This window comes from Clostridium sp. SHJSY1, from assembly GCF_031626875.1.
Classification (GTDB): domain Bacteria; phylum Bacillota; class Clostridia; order Clostridiales; family Clostridiaceae; genus Clostridium.
Genome location: NZ_JANDMF010000007.1, coordinates 77,844 through 98,841, shown reverse-complemented (window position 1 = coordinate 98,841; position 20,998 = coordinate 77,844). Strand labels below are relative to the sequence as shown.

At 28.4% G+C, this 20,998-nt stretch carries 20 protein-coding genes and 2 pseudogenes; 10 read left to right on the top strand and 12 right to left on the bottom strand.

Annotated elements, in window-relative coordinates; translation table 11 throughout:
• Positions 1 to 149 precede the first annotated feature (149 nt).
• From NNC19_RS06145 to NNC19_RS23495, 5 genes and pseudogenes are all read left to right on the top strand, one after another.
• Entirely contained in the window at positions 150 to 701 is a 552-nt protein-coding gene (locus NNC19_RS06145) for an XRE family transcriptional regulator (RefSeq protein WP_310937747.1), read from the top strand.
• Between the two features lie 724 nt (positions 702 to 1,425).
• Positions 1,426 to 1,722: pseudogene (locus NNC19_RS06140) on the top strand (transposase); the annotation flags it as partial.
• A 53-nt stretch (positions 1,723 to 1,775) separates the two neighbouring features.
• Positions 1,776 to 1,904, top strand: a complete 129-nt coding sequence (locus NNC19_RS06135; protein ID WP_310937746.1) for a hypothetical protein — start codon at positions 1,776 to 1,778, stop codon at positions 1,902 to 1,904.
• Positions 1,894 to 2,727, top strand: a complete 834-nt coding sequence (locus NNC19_RS06130) for a hypothetical protein (RefSeq protein WP_310937745.1) — start codon at positions 1,894 to 1,896, stop codon at positions 2,725 to 2,727. The genes NNC19_RS06135 and NNC19_RS06130 overlap by 11 nt, the downstream gene beginning before the upstream one ends.
• Positions 2,728 to 2,771: 44 nt before the next feature.
• Entirely contained in the window at positions 2,772 to 2,873 is a 102-nt protein-coding gene (locus NNC19_RS23495; RefSeq protein ID WP_396136400.1) for a putative holin-like toxin, read from the top strand.
• A gap of 189 nt (positions 2,874 to 3,062) precedes the next feature.
• Here the strand turns inward: NNC19_RS23495 and NNC19_RS06125 are convergent, their stop codons facing one another.
• The 6 genes and pseudogenes from NNC19_RS06125 to NNC19_RS06100 all read right to left on the bottom strand — a co-directional run bounded on the left by NNC19_RS06125 (position 3,063) and on the right by NNC19_RS06100 (position 7,262).
• A complete protein-coding gene (locus NNC19_RS06125; protein WP_310937744.1) occupies positions 3,063 to 4,103 on the bottom strand; it encodes an LD-carboxypeptidase in 1,041 nt (346 codons plus the stop codon).
• Between the two features lie 131 nt (positions 4,104 to 4,234).
• Positions 4,235 to 4,921, bottom strand: coding sequence for a thioesterase domain-containing protein (locus tag NNC19_RS06120; RefSeq protein WP_310937743.1), 687 nt, complete (start codon positions 4,919 to 4,921; stop codon positions 4,235 to 4,237).
• A 105-nt stretch (positions 4,922 to 5,026) separates the two neighbouring features.
• Positions 5,027 to 5,355 (bottom strand): annotated as a pseudogene (locus NNC19_RS06115) (GNAT family N-acetyltransferase); the annotation flags it as partial.
• A gap of 76 nt (positions 5,356 to 5,431) precedes the next feature.
• Positions 5,432 to 5,671 (bottom strand): CDGSH iron-sulfur domain-containing protein, encoded by a 240-nt coding sequence (locus NNC19_RS06110; protein WP_310937742.1) that lies wholly within the window; start codon positions 5,669 to 5,671, stop codon positions 5,432 to 5,434.
• Positions 5,672 to 5,809: 138 nt separating this feature from the next.
• Positions 5,810 to 6,664 carry a transporter substrate-binding domain-containing protein gene (locus tag NNC19_RS06105; protein ID WP_310937741.1) on the bottom strand — a complete coding sequence of 285 codons (855 nt, stop codon included), beginning with the start codon at positions 6,662 to 6,664 and terminating at the stop codon, positions 5,810 to 5,812.
• Positions 6,665 to 6,938: 274 nt separating this feature from the next.
• Positions 6,939 to 7,262 (bottom strand): thioredoxin family protein, encoded by a 324-nt coding sequence (locus NNC19_RS06100; protein WP_310937740.1) that lies wholly within the window; start codon positions 7,260 to 7,262, stop codon positions 6,939 to 6,941.
• A gap of 226 nt (positions 7,263 to 7,488) precedes the next feature.
• Between NNC19_RS06100 and NNC19_RS06095 the strand changes: the two genes are divergently transcribed.
• Together NNC19_RS06095 and NNC19_RS06090 are read left to right on the top strand one after the other, a co-directional pair.
• Complete coding sequence (locus NNC19_RS06095) at positions 7,489 to 8,265, top strand: MBL fold metallo-hydrolase (RefSeq protein ID WP_310937739.1); 777 nt, start codon at positions 7,489 to 7,491, stop codon at positions 8,263 to 8,265.
• Positions 8,266 to 8,384: 119 nt separating this feature from the next.
• Complete coding sequence (locus NNC19_RS06090; protein ID WP_310937738.1) at positions 8,385 to 9,275, top strand: phosphatidylserine decarboxylase; 891 nt, start codon at positions 8,385 to 8,387, stop codon at positions 9,273 to 9,275.
• Between the two features lie 222 nt (positions 9,276 to 9,497).
• Here NNC19_RS06090 and NNC19_RS06085 read toward each other — a convergent pair whose 3' ends face one another.
• Together NNC19_RS06085 and NNC19_RS06080 are read right to left on the bottom strand one after the other, a co-directional pair.
• Positions 9,498 to 10,817 carry a 6-phospho-alpha-glucosidase gene (locus NNC19_RS06085; protein WP_310937737.1) on the bottom strand — a complete coding sequence of 440 codons (1,320 nt, stop codon included), beginning with the start codon at positions 10,815 to 10,817 and terminating at the stop codon, positions 9,498 to 9,500.
• Between the two features lie 60 nt (positions 10,818 to 10,877).
• A complete protein-coding gene (locus tag NNC19_RS06080; protein ID WP_310937736.1) occupies positions 10,878 to 11,597 on the bottom strand; it encodes a GntR family transcriptional regulator in 720 nt (239 codons plus the stop codon).
• 240 nt (positions 11,598 to 11,837) lie between these two features.
• Here NNC19_RS06080 and NNC19_RS06075 point away from each other — a divergent pair, with 240 nt between their 5' ends.
• Positions 11,838 to 12,614 carry an MBL fold metallo-hydrolase gene (locus tag NNC19_RS06075; RefSeq protein ID WP_310937735.1) on the top strand — a complete coding sequence of 259 codons (777 nt, stop codon included), beginning with the start codon at positions 11,838 to 11,840 and terminating at the stop codon, positions 12,612 to 12,614.
• A 51-nt stretch (positions 12,615 to 12,665) separates the two neighbouring features.
• Here the strand turns inward: NNC19_RS06075 and NNC19_RS06070 are convergent, their stop codons facing one another.
• The 4 genes from NNC19_RS06070 to NNC19_RS06055 form a co-directional block, all read right to left on the bottom strand.
• Positions 12,666 to 13,085: an Lrp/AsnC family transcriptional regulator gene (locus NNC19_RS06070; RefSeq protein ID WP_310937734.1), complete on the bottom strand. Its 420-nt coding sequence runs from the start codon at positions 13,083 to 13,085 to the stop codon at positions 12,666 to 12,668.
• Between the two features lie 133 nt (positions 13,086 to 13,218).
• On the bottom strand, positions 13,219 to 13,950 hold the full coding sequence (locus NNC19_RS06065) for a GTP pyrophosphokinase family protein (protein ID WP_310937733.1): 732 nt from the start codon (positions 13,948 to 13,950) through the stop codon (positions 13,219 to 13,221).
• A gap of 192 nt (positions 13,951 to 14,142) precedes the next feature.
• Positions 14,143 to 15,171: a HAMP domain-containing sensor histidine kinase gene (locus NNC19_RS06060; RefSeq protein ID WP_310937732.1), complete on the bottom strand. Its 1,029-nt coding sequence runs from the start codon at positions 15,169 to 15,171 to the stop codon at positions 14,143 to 14,145.
• Positions 15,168 to 15,842, bottom strand: a complete 675-nt coding sequence (locus NNC19_RS06055) for a response regulator transcription factor (RefSeq protein WP_310937731.1) — start codon at positions 15,840 to 15,842, stop codon at positions 15,168 to 15,170. The genes NNC19_RS06060 and NNC19_RS06055 overlap by 4 nt, the downstream gene beginning before the upstream one ends.
• Before the next feature lie 167 nt (positions 15,843 to 16,009).
• Here NNC19_RS06055 and NNC19_RS06050 point away from each other — a divergent pair, with 167 nt between their 5' ends.
• Both NNC19_RS06050 and NNC19_RS06045 read left to right on the top strand, forming a co-directional pair.
• A complete protein-coding gene (locus tag NNC19_RS06050; protein ID WP_310937730.1) occupies positions 16,010 to 18,373 on the top strand; it encodes an ATP-binding cassette domain-containing protein in 2,364 nt (787 codons plus the stop codon).
• 166 nt (positions 18,374 to 18,539) lie between these two features.
• Positions 18,540 to 20,900: an ATP-binding cassette domain-containing protein gene (locus tag NNC19_RS06045; protein ID WP_310937729.1), complete on the top strand. Its 2,361-nt coding sequence runs from the start codon at positions 18,540 to 18,542 to the stop codon at positions 20,898 to 20,900.
• The last annotated feature ends 98 nt before the right edge of the window (positions 20,901 to 20,998 follow it).

Below are 20,998 nucleotides of genomic sequence, written 5' to 3'. Positions count from 1 at the left end.
TTTGTTGATTAAAGTATATAATTTGATTTAATATAAAAAAAGAAAACAATTAATTCGATATACCGATTTAATAATCTGTATATCGAAATTATATACAAATGTGCTTGTTTTTACAAGCCTTTTTTATAATTAAGAAAGAGGTGCTTTTAATGAAAGATATCAATATAAATATTGGGGAAAATTTAAAAAAAATAAGAAAATCAAGATTTTTAACAATAGATGCATTATCTGCTAATTCAGGTGTAAGTAAAAGTATGATAAGTGAAATAGAAAGGGGAATTAGAAATCCATCTATAAACATATTATGGAATCTTGCAAATGCTTTAAAGATCCCCTTAAATTCTTTTCTAAAAGATAATACATTAAATTCGCCAATGATATATAAAATGGGAGATTATGCTAGTATAGAGGGAAATAACTATACATTTCATCCCTTGATGGATTTTGATGAAGATAAAAAATTTGAAATATATTTTAATGAATATATGCCTAAGTCACAGACTGAAGACTCATTTCACTACGAAGGTGTAGAAGAGTATCTTTTAGTAACTTCAGGAAGTTTAATATTGAGTTTGGAAGATACCAAATATACAGTTAATGAAGGAGAAGTAATACACTTTAAGGCTGATAGACAGCATCATTATTGTAATGAAACTAAGATTGTAGCTAAAGCTTTTATATTAATGTTTTACACTAAATAATTTGGAATAAAGGCTGCATATTGGATTATAATTACAGCATATAGATGGTTTTTAGGTAAGTAGAGAGTAACTCTCACGAGTCCTCTTAATGTTGTTAACTTAAGCATTAAGCAGAAAATATAAAAAACACTTTACAATAGAAGAAAAATTTGTAGCCTTCTAGTGAAATTACATTTGCTAGGAGGCTTTTTCATGAATCATATTAAAATTTTATCAATCATTTTGAAACGCACTAATACTAGGAAAATCACTTTCTTCTGATTTAAATGTTATATTGTATTTTAAACAACTTTACGTTGTTTCGCTGATTAAAAAATTTTCTCTGTATCCACAATATTGGGCTAATTCATAGTCAACATAGATTGAAGATTTTTTTCCAGCTTCTAGCATCCTATAATCCCTTGTCTTTTATATTGTTTGTAACTTCTGGCTAAGAAAAAAATTCTTTTTTTCTTGAAACTAAAATTTTATTTTTCACGCTCTCATTTTCAACCTTAATTTACCTGTAAATACAAAAAAAATTTTTTTTGTTGTATTTATTCATTTTTTCAACTTTTAGTTGTAAAATTATAATATAATCCTTTAGGAGGTGAAGTTTACAATGCTAAAAGACAGATTAAAAATTCTTCGGATAGAACATAGATTATTTCAAAAAGACATAGCAAAGATTTTAAATATTACATCAAGTGCATATGGCTATTATGAGCAAGGGAAACGTATTCCAAAAAAATATCCAAAAGGGAAAATAGTCATGATCTTAGATAACGCTAGAATACATCATGCAAAACTGATACAACCTTTTTTAGATGAAGTTAAAGATAGATTTGAATTAATGTTCTTGCCACCATATAGTCCTGAATTTAATCTAATAGAGGGGTTATGGGGATGGCTAAAATCTTCTGTTATTAATAATGTGTTTTATTCTTCTTTATCAAGAGTTAGAATTTCAGTCCAAAAGTTTATTAAATCTATAAATATGGCTCCTACTCAGACAATAGACAGGCTATGTGTCCGAATGTAGAAACCAATTTGCAACATATATATTATAAAATTTAAATTTAAGGAGAACTTATAATGGAAATTAAAGAAAAACTTTATACTTTATTAGAAAAAGGTGAAAAAGTTGATTATGCAATTATAATTGATGGAAAGCCTACAATTGTTGAAAAATTTAAAGCAGGGGGTATTGGATATGGGGTTTAGATTTAGAAAAGCCAAAAGCTTTAGACCTTTGAGAATTAATCATTCAAAATCAAAAGATGTAGAAGAAAATAGCAAAACAGATGATACTCTAATTCAAATTAATTATAATTCTTATAATAAAAAAAATAATAATAAACCAAAAGAACCTTTCTATAATAAGACATGGTTTCTTTGGTTATCATTAATATTTTTCCCACCATTAGGAATGTTTCTCCTATGGAAAAATAAAAAATATACTACTAAAACAAGATATACTTTATATGCAGTATTTTCTGTTTATACATTATTATTAATTATAAATCCAGAATCTAATCAATCTACTAAAACAAAAAATTATATAACTCAAGGACAATCATCTAATATATATAATAATGACTCTTCAGAAGATACTCAAGCTAAAGAGGATGAAAAAAAAGCTCAAGAACAGGCTACTGCCCAAGAAGCTGAAAAACAAAAAGTTGCCCAGGAGCAAGCTGCTGCTCAAGAAGCCGAAAAACAAAAAGTTGCCCAAGAGCAAGCTGCTATTCAAGAGGCTGAAAAACAAAAAGTTGCCCAACAACAAGCTGCTATTCAAGAGACTGAAAAACAGAAAGCTGCTCAACAACAAGCTGCTATTCAAGAGGCTGAAAAACAGAAAGCTATTCAGCAACAAAACACTACCACTACACAACAAAATAATGGACAAGCAGTTTATGTAGCCACCTCTGGTGAAGGGCACAAATATCATTCAAATCCTAATTGTAGCCATATGAATGGTACACGAACTTTATCTAAAAGCGAAGCTGAAAAAGAGGGTTATACAGCTTGCAAAAAATGTTATTAGGTTAAATATATTAATTTTTATCTAGCTAATTAGAGATAATACATATGAATAACGATGTTTTAATGTTGCTATTTCAAAGTGGTTTATTCTTAATGACACTATTAACATTTATAGTGCTACTGATGGAAAAAATCTCAAAAAAATAGTAGCCCCAATGGATAGCTACTATTTTTAAATCAAATATTAAATAGTGATACCAGTTGCCTAAACAACTAGAATTGTATATAAGTAGGGTGTGAAAATATATTACCAATATATTTTCCATTCTACTTTTTTATTATCTGCATCTCTTGTTTATATTATATCAAATTTTTATAGAAATAAACATTTCCAACTTATATTACACCAGATTCTAATATATAAAATTTATTATTATCACAATCAATTTCAGCTAAAGCCCCATATGGAATTACCATCATTGGAGCTGTATGCCCAAAATTCATATTATACATTATTGGCAACTCTTTTAGATTTAGTTCATCTCTAATAACCTTATTAATTACATTCTTATATTCTTCATAATATTTATTGTCATATGGCTTACCAAATATTATTCCATTTACCTTTTGTAAAATACCTTGAGAACCATAATTTCTAAGCCAATATTCAATATATGTAGGATTGGTTGTATCCTCTGAAGTTTCAAAAAATAGTATTGAGTCATTCCACATATTTTCTTCTGGCCAAATTTTTGTACCTTTAATCATTTCTAAGACTTCAATACATCCACCAATTAATCGACCTCTTACATTCCCATTCCCTTGTAAAAGTTCTACTCCTTCAAATATTTGAGTATTTCTAGCTATCTTCTTATTTCTTTCAACCCATGGTAAGTATTCACTAGTCCATATATCTGATGAATATATTTCTCCTATTTCTTCTGTATTAAATAACACCTTATCAATCCAATGTTTTGTATAATCAAACATATTAATATTTTCAGCAAACTCTGATAAGATTGCAGGTCCATAAAAACTAGATAACCCCGCCTTTAAACACATGAAATGTGCTACTGTTGTATCTGAATAACCAATAAATATTTTTGGATTTTTCTTAATAACATCAAAATCTATAAATGGAAGCATCCTTATACTTTCATCTCCACCTATACATGAGAAAATTCCTTTAATTGAACTATCCCTAAAAGCGTTCATAAAATCTTCTGCTCTTTTTTCAGGATGATTATATAAATACTCACTTCCCTTTAATGTATTCTCCATTTCAACAACTTCTAAACCAAATTCTTCTCGTAATCTTTTCTTTCCTTGATTATATCTCCATAGTATTTCCTTATCTCCAGCGCCACCCCAAGATAAACTTACTGTTGCTATTTTATCTCCTTTTTTAAGAGCTAGTGATTTTATTAAATTTAACATACTTATCGCCCCCTTTTATCAAATATAATACCATAAATTAAATTTAATTTACTTGTTTTTTCTAGAAGTTAAAAACAAATATAAAAGTGCCTTCCATTTAAGGTTAGCACTTATTCCTAAAAAACTACTTCTTATAAAACTTTATCCTCAATTAAATTAATTATCTTTTTATATTCATCATTTATAAAAAAGTGATTCCCCTCAAAAGAATAGATGCTTATTTCCTTTTCTACCAACTCACCCCATGCATTTGCATCTTTTAAAGTTATTTCATCTTTTTCTCCTATTAATACTGATACATCACTTCTAATTAACTCCTCTTTTTCTTCATATATATATTCTTCTAAGATTTTAAAATCACTTCTAAGTATAGGAGTTACAAAGTCTAATAATTCCTTGCTTTCTACTACTTCTTTTGGAGTTCCACCTAAATCTATTACCTTCTTTATAAATTCTCCATCTGGTAATGCATGTATTTTCCCTTTTTTCTTGAAAGTAGGTGCTCTATGAGCAGAAAAGAATATATGCTTTGGTTTAGGTTTTCCTTCTTTTATAATTTTATAATATAGTTCATATGCTAAAATACTTCCCATACTATGTCCAAATATTGCATAGTTGCCTTCAGTTATTTTATCCTTAATCATATTATAAATATCCTCTACAGCTTCATTTAAATCATTATAGAAACCTTCTCCAAATCTTGACCCTCTACCTTTTAATTCTACTATTTGCAACTGAATATTATGGCTAATTATTTTTTTCCATTTATAATATATAACACTTGAGCCCCCTGCATATGGCAAACAAAATAATTTCATCTCTCTCATCCTAACTTTATTTAAATTACATATATTATATAATATTCCATATTGAATGTAAATTAATGTTATATTTACATATTGCTATTCTTAATTCAAGCTCCATTAATACTTTGTTATTTCATATGCTACATACTCTTTATCAAAATGATATCCAAGTTTTTCTGCTAAGGCTACAGAATCCTTGTTTTGCGCATCCCAACTTGGATATAGGCCTTTGTTCAAACATTCCAAAATCAATTTGGCCCCACAAACTAATGCCAATCTTTTTCTTCTATAATCTTTTCTAGTATCAATTTCTATCTCTATTCCTTTATTGTAAACAGTATATGAATATGCTCCTGAAACAACAATTCCATCTTTCATTACTACAGCTCCAATGCCTCTTTTTTATAATTATCATAATCATTAAATTGCGAATATAAATCCTTTGACTAGGAGTTGAATATTTCTATTTTAAAAAAATTGCACCTCCTTTAATTCAGTGGTGCAATTTTTTAATTCTTTAAGTTATAGATTTTTATGTGATCCATCACAGTATGGAGGCTTTTTAGTTTTCTTGCATGCACATAAATAAGCAGTTCCATCTTTTTCAGCAGTAAACTTCATAGGTGTAAATGAAGTGCCCTTATGTGCTCCATTACAAAATGGCTGGTTATCACTTTTTCCACATGTACAATAATAATAAGTTTCACCCTTCTTAAGCTCCACAGGAATAGGACCTTTTCCTGCTACTATAGGTTCATCCATATTCATCTCTCCTTATTACTTATAATCTTTTTATTTTATTCAGTAATCTATACTTTATTCATTAAAACTAATATCTTTGTATATAATAAAAGATAATTATCTTACATATATTTTTGAAACTTTCTATAAAAAATAACCTTACTGTAAAACATATTTCTCCGTTAACCCATATTTAGAAAATATTTGATACATAGTTCCATCTTTTTTCATCTCTTGTAAATTTTCATTAATTGCATTTAATAATGTAATATCCTCTTTCTTTAATGGATATCCAGCATTAAAATATGCCTCTGATTTATATTGCTCTGGTGATAATAATATAAAATCTGATTTAGATTTAGATTGAAGTATGTTTTCTCCTATTGAGTGCTCTGTTATCATAACATCTATTGTCTTATTCTCTAATGCTACTATTAAAGACCTATTATCATAAAAAGTTATATAATCTTTAATTGCTCCTTTCTTTTTCCAATTTCCAGCTATAGATTCATGCACTGTACCTGCAAGTACTCCAATGATTCTATTTTTTAAGCCTTCTTTGCTATTAATATTAGATTTCTTTCTGGTCACAACGACCTCATTTTGAGTATAAATAGGATTTGTAAAAGCTGCTAATTTTTTACGTTCATCTGTTATACTGATTGCCTGTGCTACTAAATCAATATTTGGGTCATTAGCAAGTTCTTGTAACGCATTAGAAAGGGAAATATATTTTACCACCACTTTTTGAACTCCCAGACGTTTAGATAACTCTTTTATAATCTCAGAATCAACTCCACTGAACTCACCTGTTTTAGGATCTCTATAAGAATATGGTTCAATATTAAATGATAATACTGTTATCTCCCCTTTCTCTTTTATCTTCTGTAATCTATCTATTGTTTGTATTGATTTATTATTTTCATTAGGTACTTCAATTGCAAAACATGTCATATTAGTAACTAAGTTTAGTATAACAACAAAAAACACTAGATATTTGAAAAAACTTTTCACTTAAACTCCTCCTCGGTACAAATATGTTTAAATTTGTAAGTTATCAATATAAAAAATACTATTTATATATTCCTATATTTCCTCTTGCCTAACCTGAATATTCTTTTGAAGTGTATTTTTATAAAAAAGAAGGTACCAAATAAGATTTTATTCTTACTTGATACCAAAAAAAATTAAACATATAAACACTACTAAAAACCAAAAATTCTATATTTTCTTATATATAAAGCTCAAAAGTTTTTTATAAAAAATTTTAAATTAGAATTTTCATTTTCTAAAACAACATATCATAATATCTCTTAATTATATTTTCTAATTCTAACAAATTCACATTTCTTCCCAATCTAATTACTTCTTTCCCATCAACATAAAGTATCAGCAATGGAAAAGAAAAAACATTATTTAGTGCTGCTAATTCCACTTGTTCTTCTCCATCTATCTCAATAAACTTTACTTTAGAGTAAAGTTTTAATATATTTTGGACTTTATTTTTAATAACTTCACAAGCCCCACAAACCTTATTACTAAAATATAAAATCACCATTTCATTGTTACTAATGATATCTTTAAGTTCTTCATTACTAGTTGTTTTTAACATCAAATCTCACTTCCTAAAAATTATATTTGTACTAGCCACCTAGTTCCCTTATTATTAATTTAATCTTAACATAAATATTCTCTTTCCTTGATATATTAATTTATTTTTTAGACAAATACTTTGATTATTCAAGTGAAACTGTAAAAAGACTTGATTTATCTTATGTATCTGTGATTGGTAATGCTATAAGATATACATATACTAAAAAACAAAGGAGTTATGAAATATGAATATTAGACAAATTAGAAATGCTACAATAGTAGTTCAATATGCAGGAAAGAATTTTTTAATAGATCCTGTTCTAGCAGATAAGGGTACTTATCCACCTTTTGGGCCACGTCTTGGTTATCCAGATGCACCAAGACAAGATCAAAATAATCCTTTAATAAATTTACCAGCATCTTTAGAAGAAATCATTAATGTAGATGCTGTAATTGCTACTCATTTACATTTAGATCATTTTGACCCTGCTGCAAAGGAAATTTTACCAAAAGATATAAAGATGTTTGTACAAGATGAAAAAGATGCTAAAGAATTACAAGATACTGGATTCATAAATGTGGAAATATTAAATGAAAATACACATTTTGAAGGCATAAAGCTATCAAAAACAAAAGGTCAACATGGAAGTGGAGAAATATTAAAAATGGCTGGTAACGTATGTGGTATTATTTTTAATCATTCAAGTGAAAAAACTTTATATGTTGCTGGAGATACTATCTGGTATGAAGGCATAAAAGAAGTAATTGAGACTCAAGCACCAGAAGTTATTGTTCTAAATGCTGGCAGAAATAAGTTTCTTGACACTAATCCTTTAATTATGGGAAAAGAAGATGTCTATGAAGTATATAAGGCTGCTCCTAATGCAAAAATAATTGCTAGTCATATGGAAGCTGTGAATCACTGGACTTTATCAAGAGAAGAATTAAAAAACTTTATTAATGAAAAAAATATATCTTCAAATGTTTTAGTTCCAGATGATGGGGAATCATATACATTTTAGTCTAAAAAGTTATATATAGAAACAAGATAAGAAATGGAGGCTATTAGCCATATCTTTTAAATTTTGAGTTATTAATTTCAATTTAATATTTAGTTAATAAGTTATGGATAATTATATTTATGATAAAAGTATACAATAGAATTACTAAATCTTATGAAGAAGAGCTTGTTGCTGGAAAAGAATATCTGAAATGGATATATAGTTCTCCTATTGGCAAAAGCTTTACTGAACTTTTTATTAAAAGAAAATTATTTTCTAAAATATATGGTATGTTTTGTGATACCAAATTAAGTTCTAATAAAATTAAATCCTTTGTTGAAAATTTCAATATAGATATGACTTTATCTAAAAAAGAAATTGATGAATTTACTTCCTTTAATGATTTTTTCACAAGAGAGTTGAATCCTATATCACGACCAATAAATGAAGATAAAAACATTCTAATCTCTCCTGGTGATGGAAGACTTATAGTTCATGAAAATATTGATTTAGATAATATAGTTCAAATTAAAGGATTCTCATATAGTTTAAAGGAATTAATCAACAATGATGATATAGCAAAAAATTACAAAGATGGGGCATGCATTATTCTAAGACTAGCCCCTACTGACTATCATAGATTTCATTTTGTAGATTCAGGTATTCCTTATGAAAGTACCTTTATTAATGGACACTATTATTCTGTAAATCCAATAGCTCTAAAATCTATACCAAAGCTATTTTGCCAGAATAAAAGAGAATGGTCATTATTCAAATCTGATAATTTCGATGATATATTATATATAGAAGTTGGTGCAACTTGTGTTGGTTCAATCATTCAAAATTACAAACCTAATATTAGGGTAAACAAAGGTTCTGAGAAAGGTTATTTTAAATTTGGTGGTTCTACATTAATACTATTCTTTAAGAAAGATTGCATAAAAATAGATAATGATATTTTAGAACAATCTAAACTAGGACTTGAATCTAAGGTTGCATTAGGGGAACAAATTGCATCTAGAATATTATAAAAATCAAAAAATGAGTCAATATATAAATTAATATTGGCTCATTTTTTATATAATCTTCTAAAACAACATATCATAATATCTCTTAATTATATTTTCTAATGTTTCCTTCACCCTAATTTTAAAATTTAATTTTAACATAAATATAATCTTTTATTATATATTAATTTGCTTTATAAATAGAAACTCCTATTTATAGATTTGTAGTATAAATAAGATTTTTAACTATTTTAATTCTGGAAAATATCCTTTATTAGCTACTATAAGTGCATCTAAAATTTCTTTTGCCTTTTCAACTGAAGGAACAGTAGAATTTAATGTTAATGCTTTAAGTGCTTTATCATATGAACCTTCAAGAGCAGCCTCAACAGTTAACTTTTCATAAGTATTTTGATTTACCATCATTGCTCTATAAAATTCAGGTATTTCTATTGATTTATGAACTTTTGCACCATCTCTCCCTATTGTTCCAAAAGTCTCTATAACAACATCCTTATCCATATTAGAAAAAGCTCCATTATTAACTACATTAACCATAAATCTCTCATTAGTATCATTAGCTATAGCAACAGCTTGATCTACAATAAAATCTCCATGAGCATCTAGAGAATGTTCAAAACCTTTTATTGATTTAGCAGCTATAACAGCATTACATTCTTCAAAAATTCTTTTTCTTCTTCCATCCATAACTTGATTTGCTCTTGTATAGTTTTTATCTGATTTTTTAACCATTGCTTCTGGAAAGTAATAATATTGCATATATGTTAGTGGTATATAATCTGGGAAAGCCTTAACCCCTTTTGCAATATTGGCAAATGTTTTTATCCAACTATCATCTAAGTGTCCAAAATCAACCATTTTCATTTCTTCACCATTTACAAGAATTCCTTTTAGCTTTTCAATAAGCTCTTCTCCATCTTTATTCTTAATTGAAGTAAACCAACCAAAGTGATTTAATCCAAAGTATTCAAATGTTAAATCTTTTTCTTTGTATCCAAGAGTTGCAGCCATGGCCATTTGTTGAACTATTGGCATATCACATATAAATAATGATTTAGATTCTGGAACTTCTCTTCTTATGGCTTCAGCTAAAATTGGAAGTGGATTTGAATAGTTTATAATCCATGCATTAGGAGCATATTTTACAACAGATTTTGTTATTTCAATCATAGGCTTAATACTTCTCATTGCAAAGGCAAATCCACCTGGTCCACAGGTTTCTTGCCCAACTAATCCATGAGCTAATGACACTTTTTCATCTTGTTCACGCATTTCTAAACCACCAGTTCTGATTTGTGTAAACACAAAGTCTGCACCTGTAAATGCTTCTTCATAAGATGTACTCCACTTAACATCTGATTGAAAATTTTCATCTCTGAATAAAATTTGAAGATATTTTCCCATAACTTCTAAGTTTTTTTCGTCAATATCATGTAAAACTAATTCTTCAATAGGCATCCTTTCATAAGCATTCATAATACTTCTTACTATTCCTGGTGTGTAGCTGCTTGCTCCTCCAACAATTACAATTTTGTACTTTTTCATTATTCGTCTCTCCTTTTATATTATTATTTTAAAATTTATAGTGAAAATCTATATAATATATTAGTTATCTATTGTCATGACCATTGTATAAACATCACCCCTATAATAATTAATGGTGTATTCAATAGGGATATCTTTTGAGTAACTTACTCTTTTACGTTTCAAAATAGCCTCATTAATATTTATTTTTAATAATTTACTAAGTTCATCATCTGACAAAATGGCTTGAACTTCTTGCTTTGCTCTTGAAGGTTTATACCCTGTATTTGTTAACATTTTGTATATTGAATTTCTAGATAAGTCAACTTCTAATAATTGTGGACATAGTGAATATGTAACATAAGATTTCTCTAAATTAATTATCTCATCATCTGCTAACCTCAATCTTTGTGTAAATATAACTTTTTCACTTCCTAAAATTTGAAGTTTTTCACATAAATGTTCATCTGGGATTATTATGTCTTGTGATATCATCACACTTGAAGGTTTCATTCCTTTACTTTCAATAATTTCAGTAAACCCCATAAGCCCTGGGAAAAAATCTATCTTATTTTTAGACACAAATGTTCCTTGCCCTCTTTTTCTATATAAAATACCTTCTTCAACTAAATTATTAATTGCTTTACTTATAGTCATTCTGCTTATATTTAGCTCTTCACTTAAAATTCTTTCTGATGGAACCTTTTCATCTACCTTATATGTACCCTCTTCAATCCTCTTTCTGATTATATTTTCCAATTGGTAATATAAAGGAATTGGACTATTCTCATCTAATTTCATCTAAATTACCACTCCTTTCTTTATACTTGTGGTAATGTGGACTATACCACCCTTATTAATTATAAATTATCATATTTTTTTGCTTTTTTCAACATTATTTTTTTAATTAAATATAGTAATTTTAGACAAATACTTTCATTATTCAAGTAAAACTGTAAAAAGACTTGATTTATCTTATGTATCTGTGATTGGTAATGCTATAAGATATACATATACTAAAAAACAAAGGAGTTATGAAATATGAATATTAGACAAATTAGAAATGCTACAATAGTAGTTCAATATGCAGGAAAGAAATTTCTAGTAGATCCAGTTTTATCAGAAAAAGGTGGCTTTCCGCCTATTGGACCCAAGACAGGCTTTCCTGATTCAATAAGGCAAGATCAAAGAAATCCTCTAGTTAGCTTACCAACATCATTAGATGAAATCATTAATGTAGATGCTGTAATTGCTACTCACTTACATATAGATCACTTTGATGATGCTGCTAAGGAAATCTTACCAAAAGATATAAAATTATTTGTTCAAGATGAGACAGATGCCAAAGATTTAAAAGATATTGGCTTTAAAAATATAGAGATTTTAACTGAAAATACTGTTTTTGAAGGAATAAGCTTAACTAAGACAAATGGTCAACATGGAAGTGGAAAAGTTCTAGAAATTGCTGGTAATGTATGTGGGGTTGTATTCGGTCACTCAACTGAAAAAGCTTTATATGTTGCTGGGGATACTATCTGGTATGAAGGAGTAAAAGAAGTAATTGAAACTCATAAACCAGAAGTTATTGTTCTAAATTCTGGTAGAAATAAATTTCTTGACACAAATCCTTTAATAATGGGAAAAGATGATGTATATGAAGTATATACGGCTGCTCCTAATGCAAAAATTATTGCTAGTCATATGGAAGCTATAAATCACTGGACTTTATCAAGAGAAGAATTAAAAAACTTTATTAATGAAAAAAATATATCTTCAAATGTTTTAGTTCCAGATGATGGTGAATCATATACATTATAAAATAAAAACATAGATTAATTAAAGTAAGACAATGTGTGTACAAGCATTGTCTTATTTTATTGTATCTTTAATTATGAATGTCAATTTATAATTTACATGCATATTTAAGTCTACTAGAAATTTATCTAATATCTCATTAGATGGAAATTTACACTCAAGAAGATAACATCCATCTCCGCTAACTTTATAGTTATGCAGAATATATTCTTCTTGTGAGTTTATAAATAATAAATAAGCTTGATGATGGATACTTTTTGTATATATATTTAACATTACATGAATGCAATTTCCTAAATTTTCATGATTAACTTTAATGGTATACCCCTCAATAATACCATTATCCTCTAACTTGAAAACTCTAGATGCTGCTGCTTGTCCAGTCAAATGAACATTTTCACCTAGTTCCTTCATAGTAATACGACTATTTTTAGATAAGTTCTCTAAAATGAGCTTATCAGTATCATCTAACATCTAATAAATCCCTTTCTTGCACCAATTACGGTATACTACTTTCTTTTGTATTTTTATGCTATCATTTCATATTTTCTTTGTCAATCATATAAGCTTCATTAAAATAAAAGCCACCTATTCTGGTGACTTTTTATTACTCTAAGTTTAAAAGACTGTTTGGAAAATAACTATTTGAATTACTCATGAATTCACCAATCAGATTTTCCTCAGACTTATCTTCTAATTTATATTTTTTCACTTCTTTATTCAAATTCTCCATCTTTCTATCTAACTGTGATACAAATAAAGCAGCATCTCTTAACTCATCCTTTAAGCTTTGAGGAACTTCCTTATTATATTTATAATAAATTTTATGCTCAAGACTTGCCCAAAAATCCATGCCAATGGTTCTTATTTGAACCTCAACACAGGCATCTTCCACTCTATCTGACATAAAAACAGGCACCTGCAAAATCAAGTGCAAACTTTGATATCCATTTGGTTTGGGACTTTTTATATAGTCTTTATATTTTATAGTTTTCACATCTTTTTGTTTTTGAATCATTTCACTTAGATTATATATATCAGAAGTAAATGAACAAACAATCCTAATACCTGCTATATCTTTGATATTTTCTTTGATAGAAGATACTGAAAATTCTCCACCCTTTCTATGGATTTTTTTCATAATACTTTCAGGGGTTTTTATCCTAGATTTTACATGTTCTATTGGATTATAGTCATGTGCATATTGAAATTCTTGCTTTAATATATTGATTTTTGTATTTAATTCATCTAAACCAAATTTATAGGACATTAAAAACCTTTTTAAATCCTTTTCAAGTTCTTTTACTTTTTTCAACTCTTCTATCATTTCCATATCCATATCTTATGTACTCCCTTTATTCCTTTTTCTTCATTTGCTTTATGTAAATTTATCATCCCTACTTTTATATCGTATCTTTTCTATGTTAACTGAATGTAAATAGATTTATATATTATAAACAATTGCATGAATTTTAATTATCATTTTACAAGGTACTATTTATTGGATTATAATCATTTCTTTATTAATTTTCTACTTTGGAAGCCTTATAATAAATTCAGTTCCTTTTCCAAACTGGCTTTTCACCACAACCTTCCCTCCACACAAATCTACAATTCGCTTTACAAGTGAAAGTCCTAATCCATTCCCCTCAGATTTATGTGCTAAATCTCCTTGATAAAACTTTTCAAATATATGATGTATTGTATCATCATCCATTCCTATGCCATTATCAGATATTTTAACCTTAATATTAGAGCCTTCATCCTGACATTGAACATTGATTTCTCCATGTTCTTTACTAAATTTAATAGCATTGTTTAATAAATTAACCCATATCTGAGACAGCATTTCTTCATTACTAAAATATTCAACAGAATCTAACTCCAAATTAAAATCAATATTTTTCTTTTCCCATTGCATCTGCAAAAGCAATATACAGTTTCTAATCTGTTCATCTAAGGAAAAGAATTTTTTCTCTGTAATAATTTCTTGATTTTCAAGTTTTGTTAAAATCAAAATGTTTGAGGACATATTAGATAACCTTTCTGATTCTCTAATGATAATATCTGTGAATTCTAACCTTTCATCATCTGTTAAAGAAGTTTTTTGTAGTTGCCTTGCAAAACCTCTTATGGATACAATGGGAGTTCTAAATTCATGAGAAAAATTATTAATAAAATCCTTATTGAACATTTCCTTATTATTAAGTTCATTTGTCATAATATTAAAGTTTTTTATAAGTTCTCCAAGTTCACGCTCATAGTTCAAATTGCTAACCTTTATATTAAAATTTCCTTTTGCTATTTCCTTAGTTGCTTTAATTAATTCATTCATAGGTTTTAATACATAGTTTCCTACAAAAAAAGTTAATATAGTTCCAATAATTGTACTTACAATAAATCCTATTATTAAAACTGCTAATGGATTTTTTTCTGTTGTTGAAATAATATTGTATCTAACTAATATAAATAGTAAAATACCTGATAATATACTTGCACATATCATCATTATAAATACGGCCAAAACAAGCTTAACATTTAGGCTTCGTAGTTTATTCATTCTGTCCCCACCGCCTTATATCCAAGACCCCGTACTGTAACTATTTGAAAATCTTTACTTTCTTTAAAACGATCTCTTAATCTATTAATATGTACATCTACTGTCCGCCCATCTGTATCACTGTCTATTCCCCATATTTCATCCATTATCTGTCTTCTAGTAAATATTTTATTTTGATAAGATAATAATTTGAATAGTAGCATAAACTCTTTTTGAGGTAATTCTTCTACTTTTCCATTTTGTTTTACTGTTAGCTCATCATAATATAATTCTGTTCTTCCAATTATTAGTCTGTGATCACTAGCAATTTTAGAACGTCTTAATAATGCTGCTATTCTTAAAATCATCTCTTCCTCATCTACAGGTTTCACCATATAATCATCCGTTCCAAGGATAAACCCTTTCTTTTTATCAGAAGGCAGCTCTTTTGCTGTTACCATAAGAATAGGAAGATTATAATTTGCTTCTCTTAACTCCTTTGTAAGCTCATATCCATCCATATTTGGCATCATAATATCTAGTACTATTAAATCTACATGTTGCTTATCTAATATATCTAAAGCCTCTAGACCATCTTTTGCCAAAATAGGTTTATAACTATTTTCTAAAAGTACAGTTTTCATTAATTTTCTAGTATTAGCATTATCCTCAACAACCATTATGTTAAACAACTTAACAACCTCCTAAATAACTTAAATCTACTTTTTTATCATATCTAATTAATATTAACTGAACATAAACAAACATTCTACTCTAAAATATATTTTTTAGTTTACATTCAGTTTATATTTCTATAATATACTTCATCTACAGACCAAAGACAAAGGAGAGGAAAAAAATGCTTCAATTAAAAGGAATTAAAAAAAGTTATACAACAGGAGACTTTACACAAGTTGCATTAAATAATGTTAGCTTAAACTTTAGAAAAAGTGAGTTTGTTGCAATTTTAGGACAAAGTGGTTCTGGCAAAACCACTTGCTTAAATATAATAGGTGGTTTAGATAAGTATGATAATGGTGATTTAATCATTAATGGCAAATCTACAAAAGAATTTAAAGATTCTGACTGGGATGCTTATCGTAATAACAGCATAGGTTATATTTTTCAAAGTTATAACTTAATTACTCATTTAAGTATTGTAGATAATGTAGAGATGGGAATGACTTTAAGTGGTGTTTCTGCTAATGAGAAACATAAAAAGGCACTTGAAGTTTTAGAGAAAGTTGGATTAAAAGAGCACATTCATAAAAAACCTAACCAACTTTCTGGAGGTCAGATGCAAAGAGTTGCCATAGCTCGTGCTCTTGCTAATGATCCAGATATAATCTTGGCAGATGAGCCAACAGGTGCGCTAGACACTACTACTAGTGAGCAAATAATGGAACTAATTAAAGAAATTGCTGATGATAAACTAGTTATTATGGTTACTCATAACCCAGAGTTAGCTGAAAGTTATGCAGATCGTATCGTTGAATTTAAAGATGGTAATATTGTCTCTGACTCTAATCCATATAAAAATGTAAAAGTAGAAAAAGAATATAAACTTAAAAAGACTAGTATGAGCTTTTTTACTGCACTAAAATTATCGGCTAAAAATATCTCCACAAAAAAATGGAGAACTGCTTTAACTGCTTTTGCTTCAAGTATAGGGTTAATTGGTATAGCTTTAATACTTAGTCTTTCCTCAGGTTTTCAGATTCAAATTGATAAATTTCAAAGAGACGCTCTTTCTGAATTCCCAATCACTGTATCTCAAACTGCTATGAATACAGATGAAGAAAGCATGGAAGAAATGCGTGGTGAAATGACAAATAGTAAAAAAGAGACTATTTCTATTGAGGATTCAGATAAGGTTTTTCTTTATGATCCTGCAAAAAGTGCATTAACACATACAAATATTATTACAGAAGATTATGTTAAATATATTAATAATGCTGACCCTAAAATTTTAAGCAGTGTTGGATATCTAAGAACAACTGGTATGAATGTACTTCGTGATAAAGATGGTAAAATATCACCTATATCCTTATCTTCTAGTATGAGCACAGGAAATAGTCAATCTCAAACTATGGCTCCACCTACTATGAGTGCAATGGGACTATCAACTTATCCTGAACCATTAGATAATTCTACAGAGCCTTACTTAAAGAAAAATTATGATCTCCTTTTTGGAGAATATCCTCAAGATGAAACTGGATTAGTATTAGTTTTAGACTCAAAAAATAGAGTAAACTTCGCTGCTTTAAAAAATCTTGGATTTAACACTGATAATGTTGAAGATATAAATTTTAAAGATATAGTTGGTACAGAATTTAAATTAATCACTAATAATGATTTCTATACAAAAACTCAAATGAACACTTTCCTTCCAGGTACTGATTATACTTCTATGTATAATTCTAAAAATAGTGTAACTTTAAAGATATCTGGTGTTGTTAGATTAAAGGAAGATGTTCCCTATGGAATTGTATCTAGTGGAGTTGCTTATAGTGACAAGCTTGTGCAACGTGTACTAGATTCTTCTAAAGATTCTGAAATAGTAAAAGCTCAAAAACAAGTAGATTATAACATCATTAATATGGAGAAGTTTGATTCAAAAGGTAAAACTAATTTTCTAGCCTACCTTGGTGGAGAATCTATTCCATATACAATTTATCTATACCCTACTGATTTTGATTCCAAGGATGCTGTTTTAAATTATCTTGATGATTATAACCAAGGAAAATCTAAGGACGATACTATTGTTTATACTGACCTTGCAAGCTCTATGACAGAGATGACAGGTGGAATCATGAATGCTATAACACTTGTGCTTATTGCCTTTGCTGGAATTTCTCTTGTGGTTTCCTTGATTATGATTGGTATAATAACCTATATCTCTGTTCTAGAGAGGACTAAAGAAATAGGAGTATTACGTGCATTAGGTGCAAGAAAGAAAGATATTACCCGTGTGTTTAATGCCGAAACATTTATTATAGGTGCATCATCTGGTATCTTAAGCATAGTTATAACATACTTACTTACGATCCCAGTAAATAAAATAATAGAGAATTTAACTGATCTTGCAAATGTTGCTAAGCTTAACCCACTTCATGCTATTGGATTGATTATAATTAGTGTAGCTCTTACATTGCTTGGAGGATTACTTCCTGCGAGAATGGCAGCTAAAAAAGATCCAGTTGAAGCTTTAAGAACAGAGTAAAATATTATAACTGTATCTTAGTGTATAAAAGCACTAGGATACAGTATTTTTATTTTCTATATAAGTTTTCTCTTCTAAAACTACAGAAAAACACTTTATATTACATTTAGTTTCCACTATAATCACATACTATATTTAAATTTACTAAAAAGGAGCAGAAGAGCAAATGTTACAATTAAAAGAAATCAAGAAAAGTTATACAACAGGAGATTTTACACAAGTTGCATTAAATAATGTTAGCTTAAATTTTAGAAAGAATGAATTTGTTGCGATTTTAGGGCAAAGTGGTTCTGGAAAAACTACTTGCTTAAATATAATTGGTGGATTAGATAAGTATGATAGTGGTGACTTAATTATAAATGGTAAATCTACAAAACAGTTTAAAGATTCAGATTGGGATGCTTATCGTAATAACAGTATAGGTTTTATATTTCAAAGTTATAACTTAATTACTCACTTAAGCATTATGGATAATGTAGAGATGGGAATGACATTAAGTGGCATTTCTGCTGAAACGAAACATAAAAAAGCTTTAGAAGTATTAGAAAAAGTTGGTCTTAAAGATCATATACATAAGAAACCAAATCAACTTTCTGGAGGGCAGATGCAAAGAGTGGCTATAGCTCGTGCACTTGCCAATGATCCTGATATAATTTTAGCAGATGAGCCAACAGGAGCTTTAGATACTACAACAAGCAAACAAATTATGGAACTTATCAAAGAAATTGCTAATGATAAACTGGTAGTTATGGTTACTCATAATCCAGAGCTTGCTAAAGGATATGCTGATCGTATAGTTGAATTTAAGGATGGTCATATAATCTCTGACTCTAATCCTTATAACAATATAAAAACTGAAAAAGAATATTCATTAAAAAAGACTAGTATGAGCTTTTTCACTGCATTAAAATTATCTGGTAAAAATATATCAACTAAAAAATGGAGAACTACTTTAACAGCTTTTGCTTCAAGTATAGGTCTTATAGGGATAGCTTTAATACTTAGTTTATCCTCAGGTTTCCAAATCCAAATTGATAAATTCCAAAAGAATGCTTTATCTGAATTTCCTGTTACTATTTCCCAAACCGCCATGAATACAGATGAAGAAAGTATGCAGAAAATGCGTGGAGAAATGATGAGAGGTAAAAAAGATACTATTCCTATAGCAGAATCAGATAAAGCCATTCTTTATGATCCAGCAAAAAATGCATTCATACATACAAATATTATTACAGAAGATTATATTAAATATATTAATAATATTGATCCTAAAATTTTAAGTAGCATAGGATATACAAGAATGACTGGTATGAATATTCTTCGTGATAAAAACGGTTCAATATCACCTGTATCATTATCTTCTGGTATAAATGTAACCAACAACCCAAATAGACCAATGGAATCAACTATGAATGGCTCTGGATTATCCACCTATCCCGAACCTTTAACCCCTTCATCAGTGATTTACTTAGAAAAAAATTATGATCTTCTTTATGGAGAATATCCAAAAGATGAAACAAACTTGGTATTAGTTGTAGATTCACAAAATCGTATTAACTACTCTACTTTAAAAAACCTTGGATTTGATACTGATAATGTTGAGAATATATCTTTTAAAGATATAGTTGGTACAGAATTCAAATTAATTACTAATAATGATTTCTATATTAAAACTCAAATGGGTACTTTCCTTCCAGGAACTGATTATTCTTCTATGTATAATTCAAAAAATAGTGTTCCTTTAAAGATATCTGGAGTAGTTAGACTAAAAGAAGATGTTCCTTTTGGAATTGTTGGTACTGGAGTTGCTTATAGTGATAAACTTATTCAACGTGTAATAGATTTATCTAAGGACTCTGAAATAGTAAAAGCTCAACGTGAAATAAATTACAATATTATAAATATGGCAAAACTTAATGATGCAAGTAAAAGTAATTTACTAGCATCATTAGGTGGAGAATCTATTCCTTATATGATTTATCTATACCCTACTGATTTTCAATCTAAAGAATCTGTTTTAAGCTATCTTGATGATTATAACAAAGGAAAACCTAAAGAGGATGCAATTATCTATACTGACCTTGCAAGTTCTATGACTGATATGACTGGCGGAATTATGAATGCTATAACACTTGTACTTATTGCCTTTGCTGGAATTTCTCTTGTGGTTTCATTGATTATGATTGGTATAATAACTTATATCTCTGTTTTAGAAAGAACTAAAGAAATAGGTGTACTACGTGCATTAGGTGCAAGAAAGAAAGATATTACTCGTGTGTTTAATGCTGAAACATTTATTATAGGGGCATCATCTGGTATCTTAAGCATAGTTATAGCATACTTACTTACCATCCCAGTAAATAGAATAATTGAGAATAAGACAGAGCTTGTAAATGTTGCTAAGCTTAATCCACTTCATGCTATTGGATTGATTGTACTTAGTATGTCACTTACATTACTTGGAGGTTTAATTCCTTCAAAAATGGCAGCTAAAAAAGATCCTGTTGAAGCTTTAAGAACAGAATAAAATAGTTCTATAATTTAAAAATGAAAGCCACCAATAGGTGGTTTTTGTTTATTCTATACAATCATATTTAAATCCATGTTATCCTAAGTAGCAAAAAA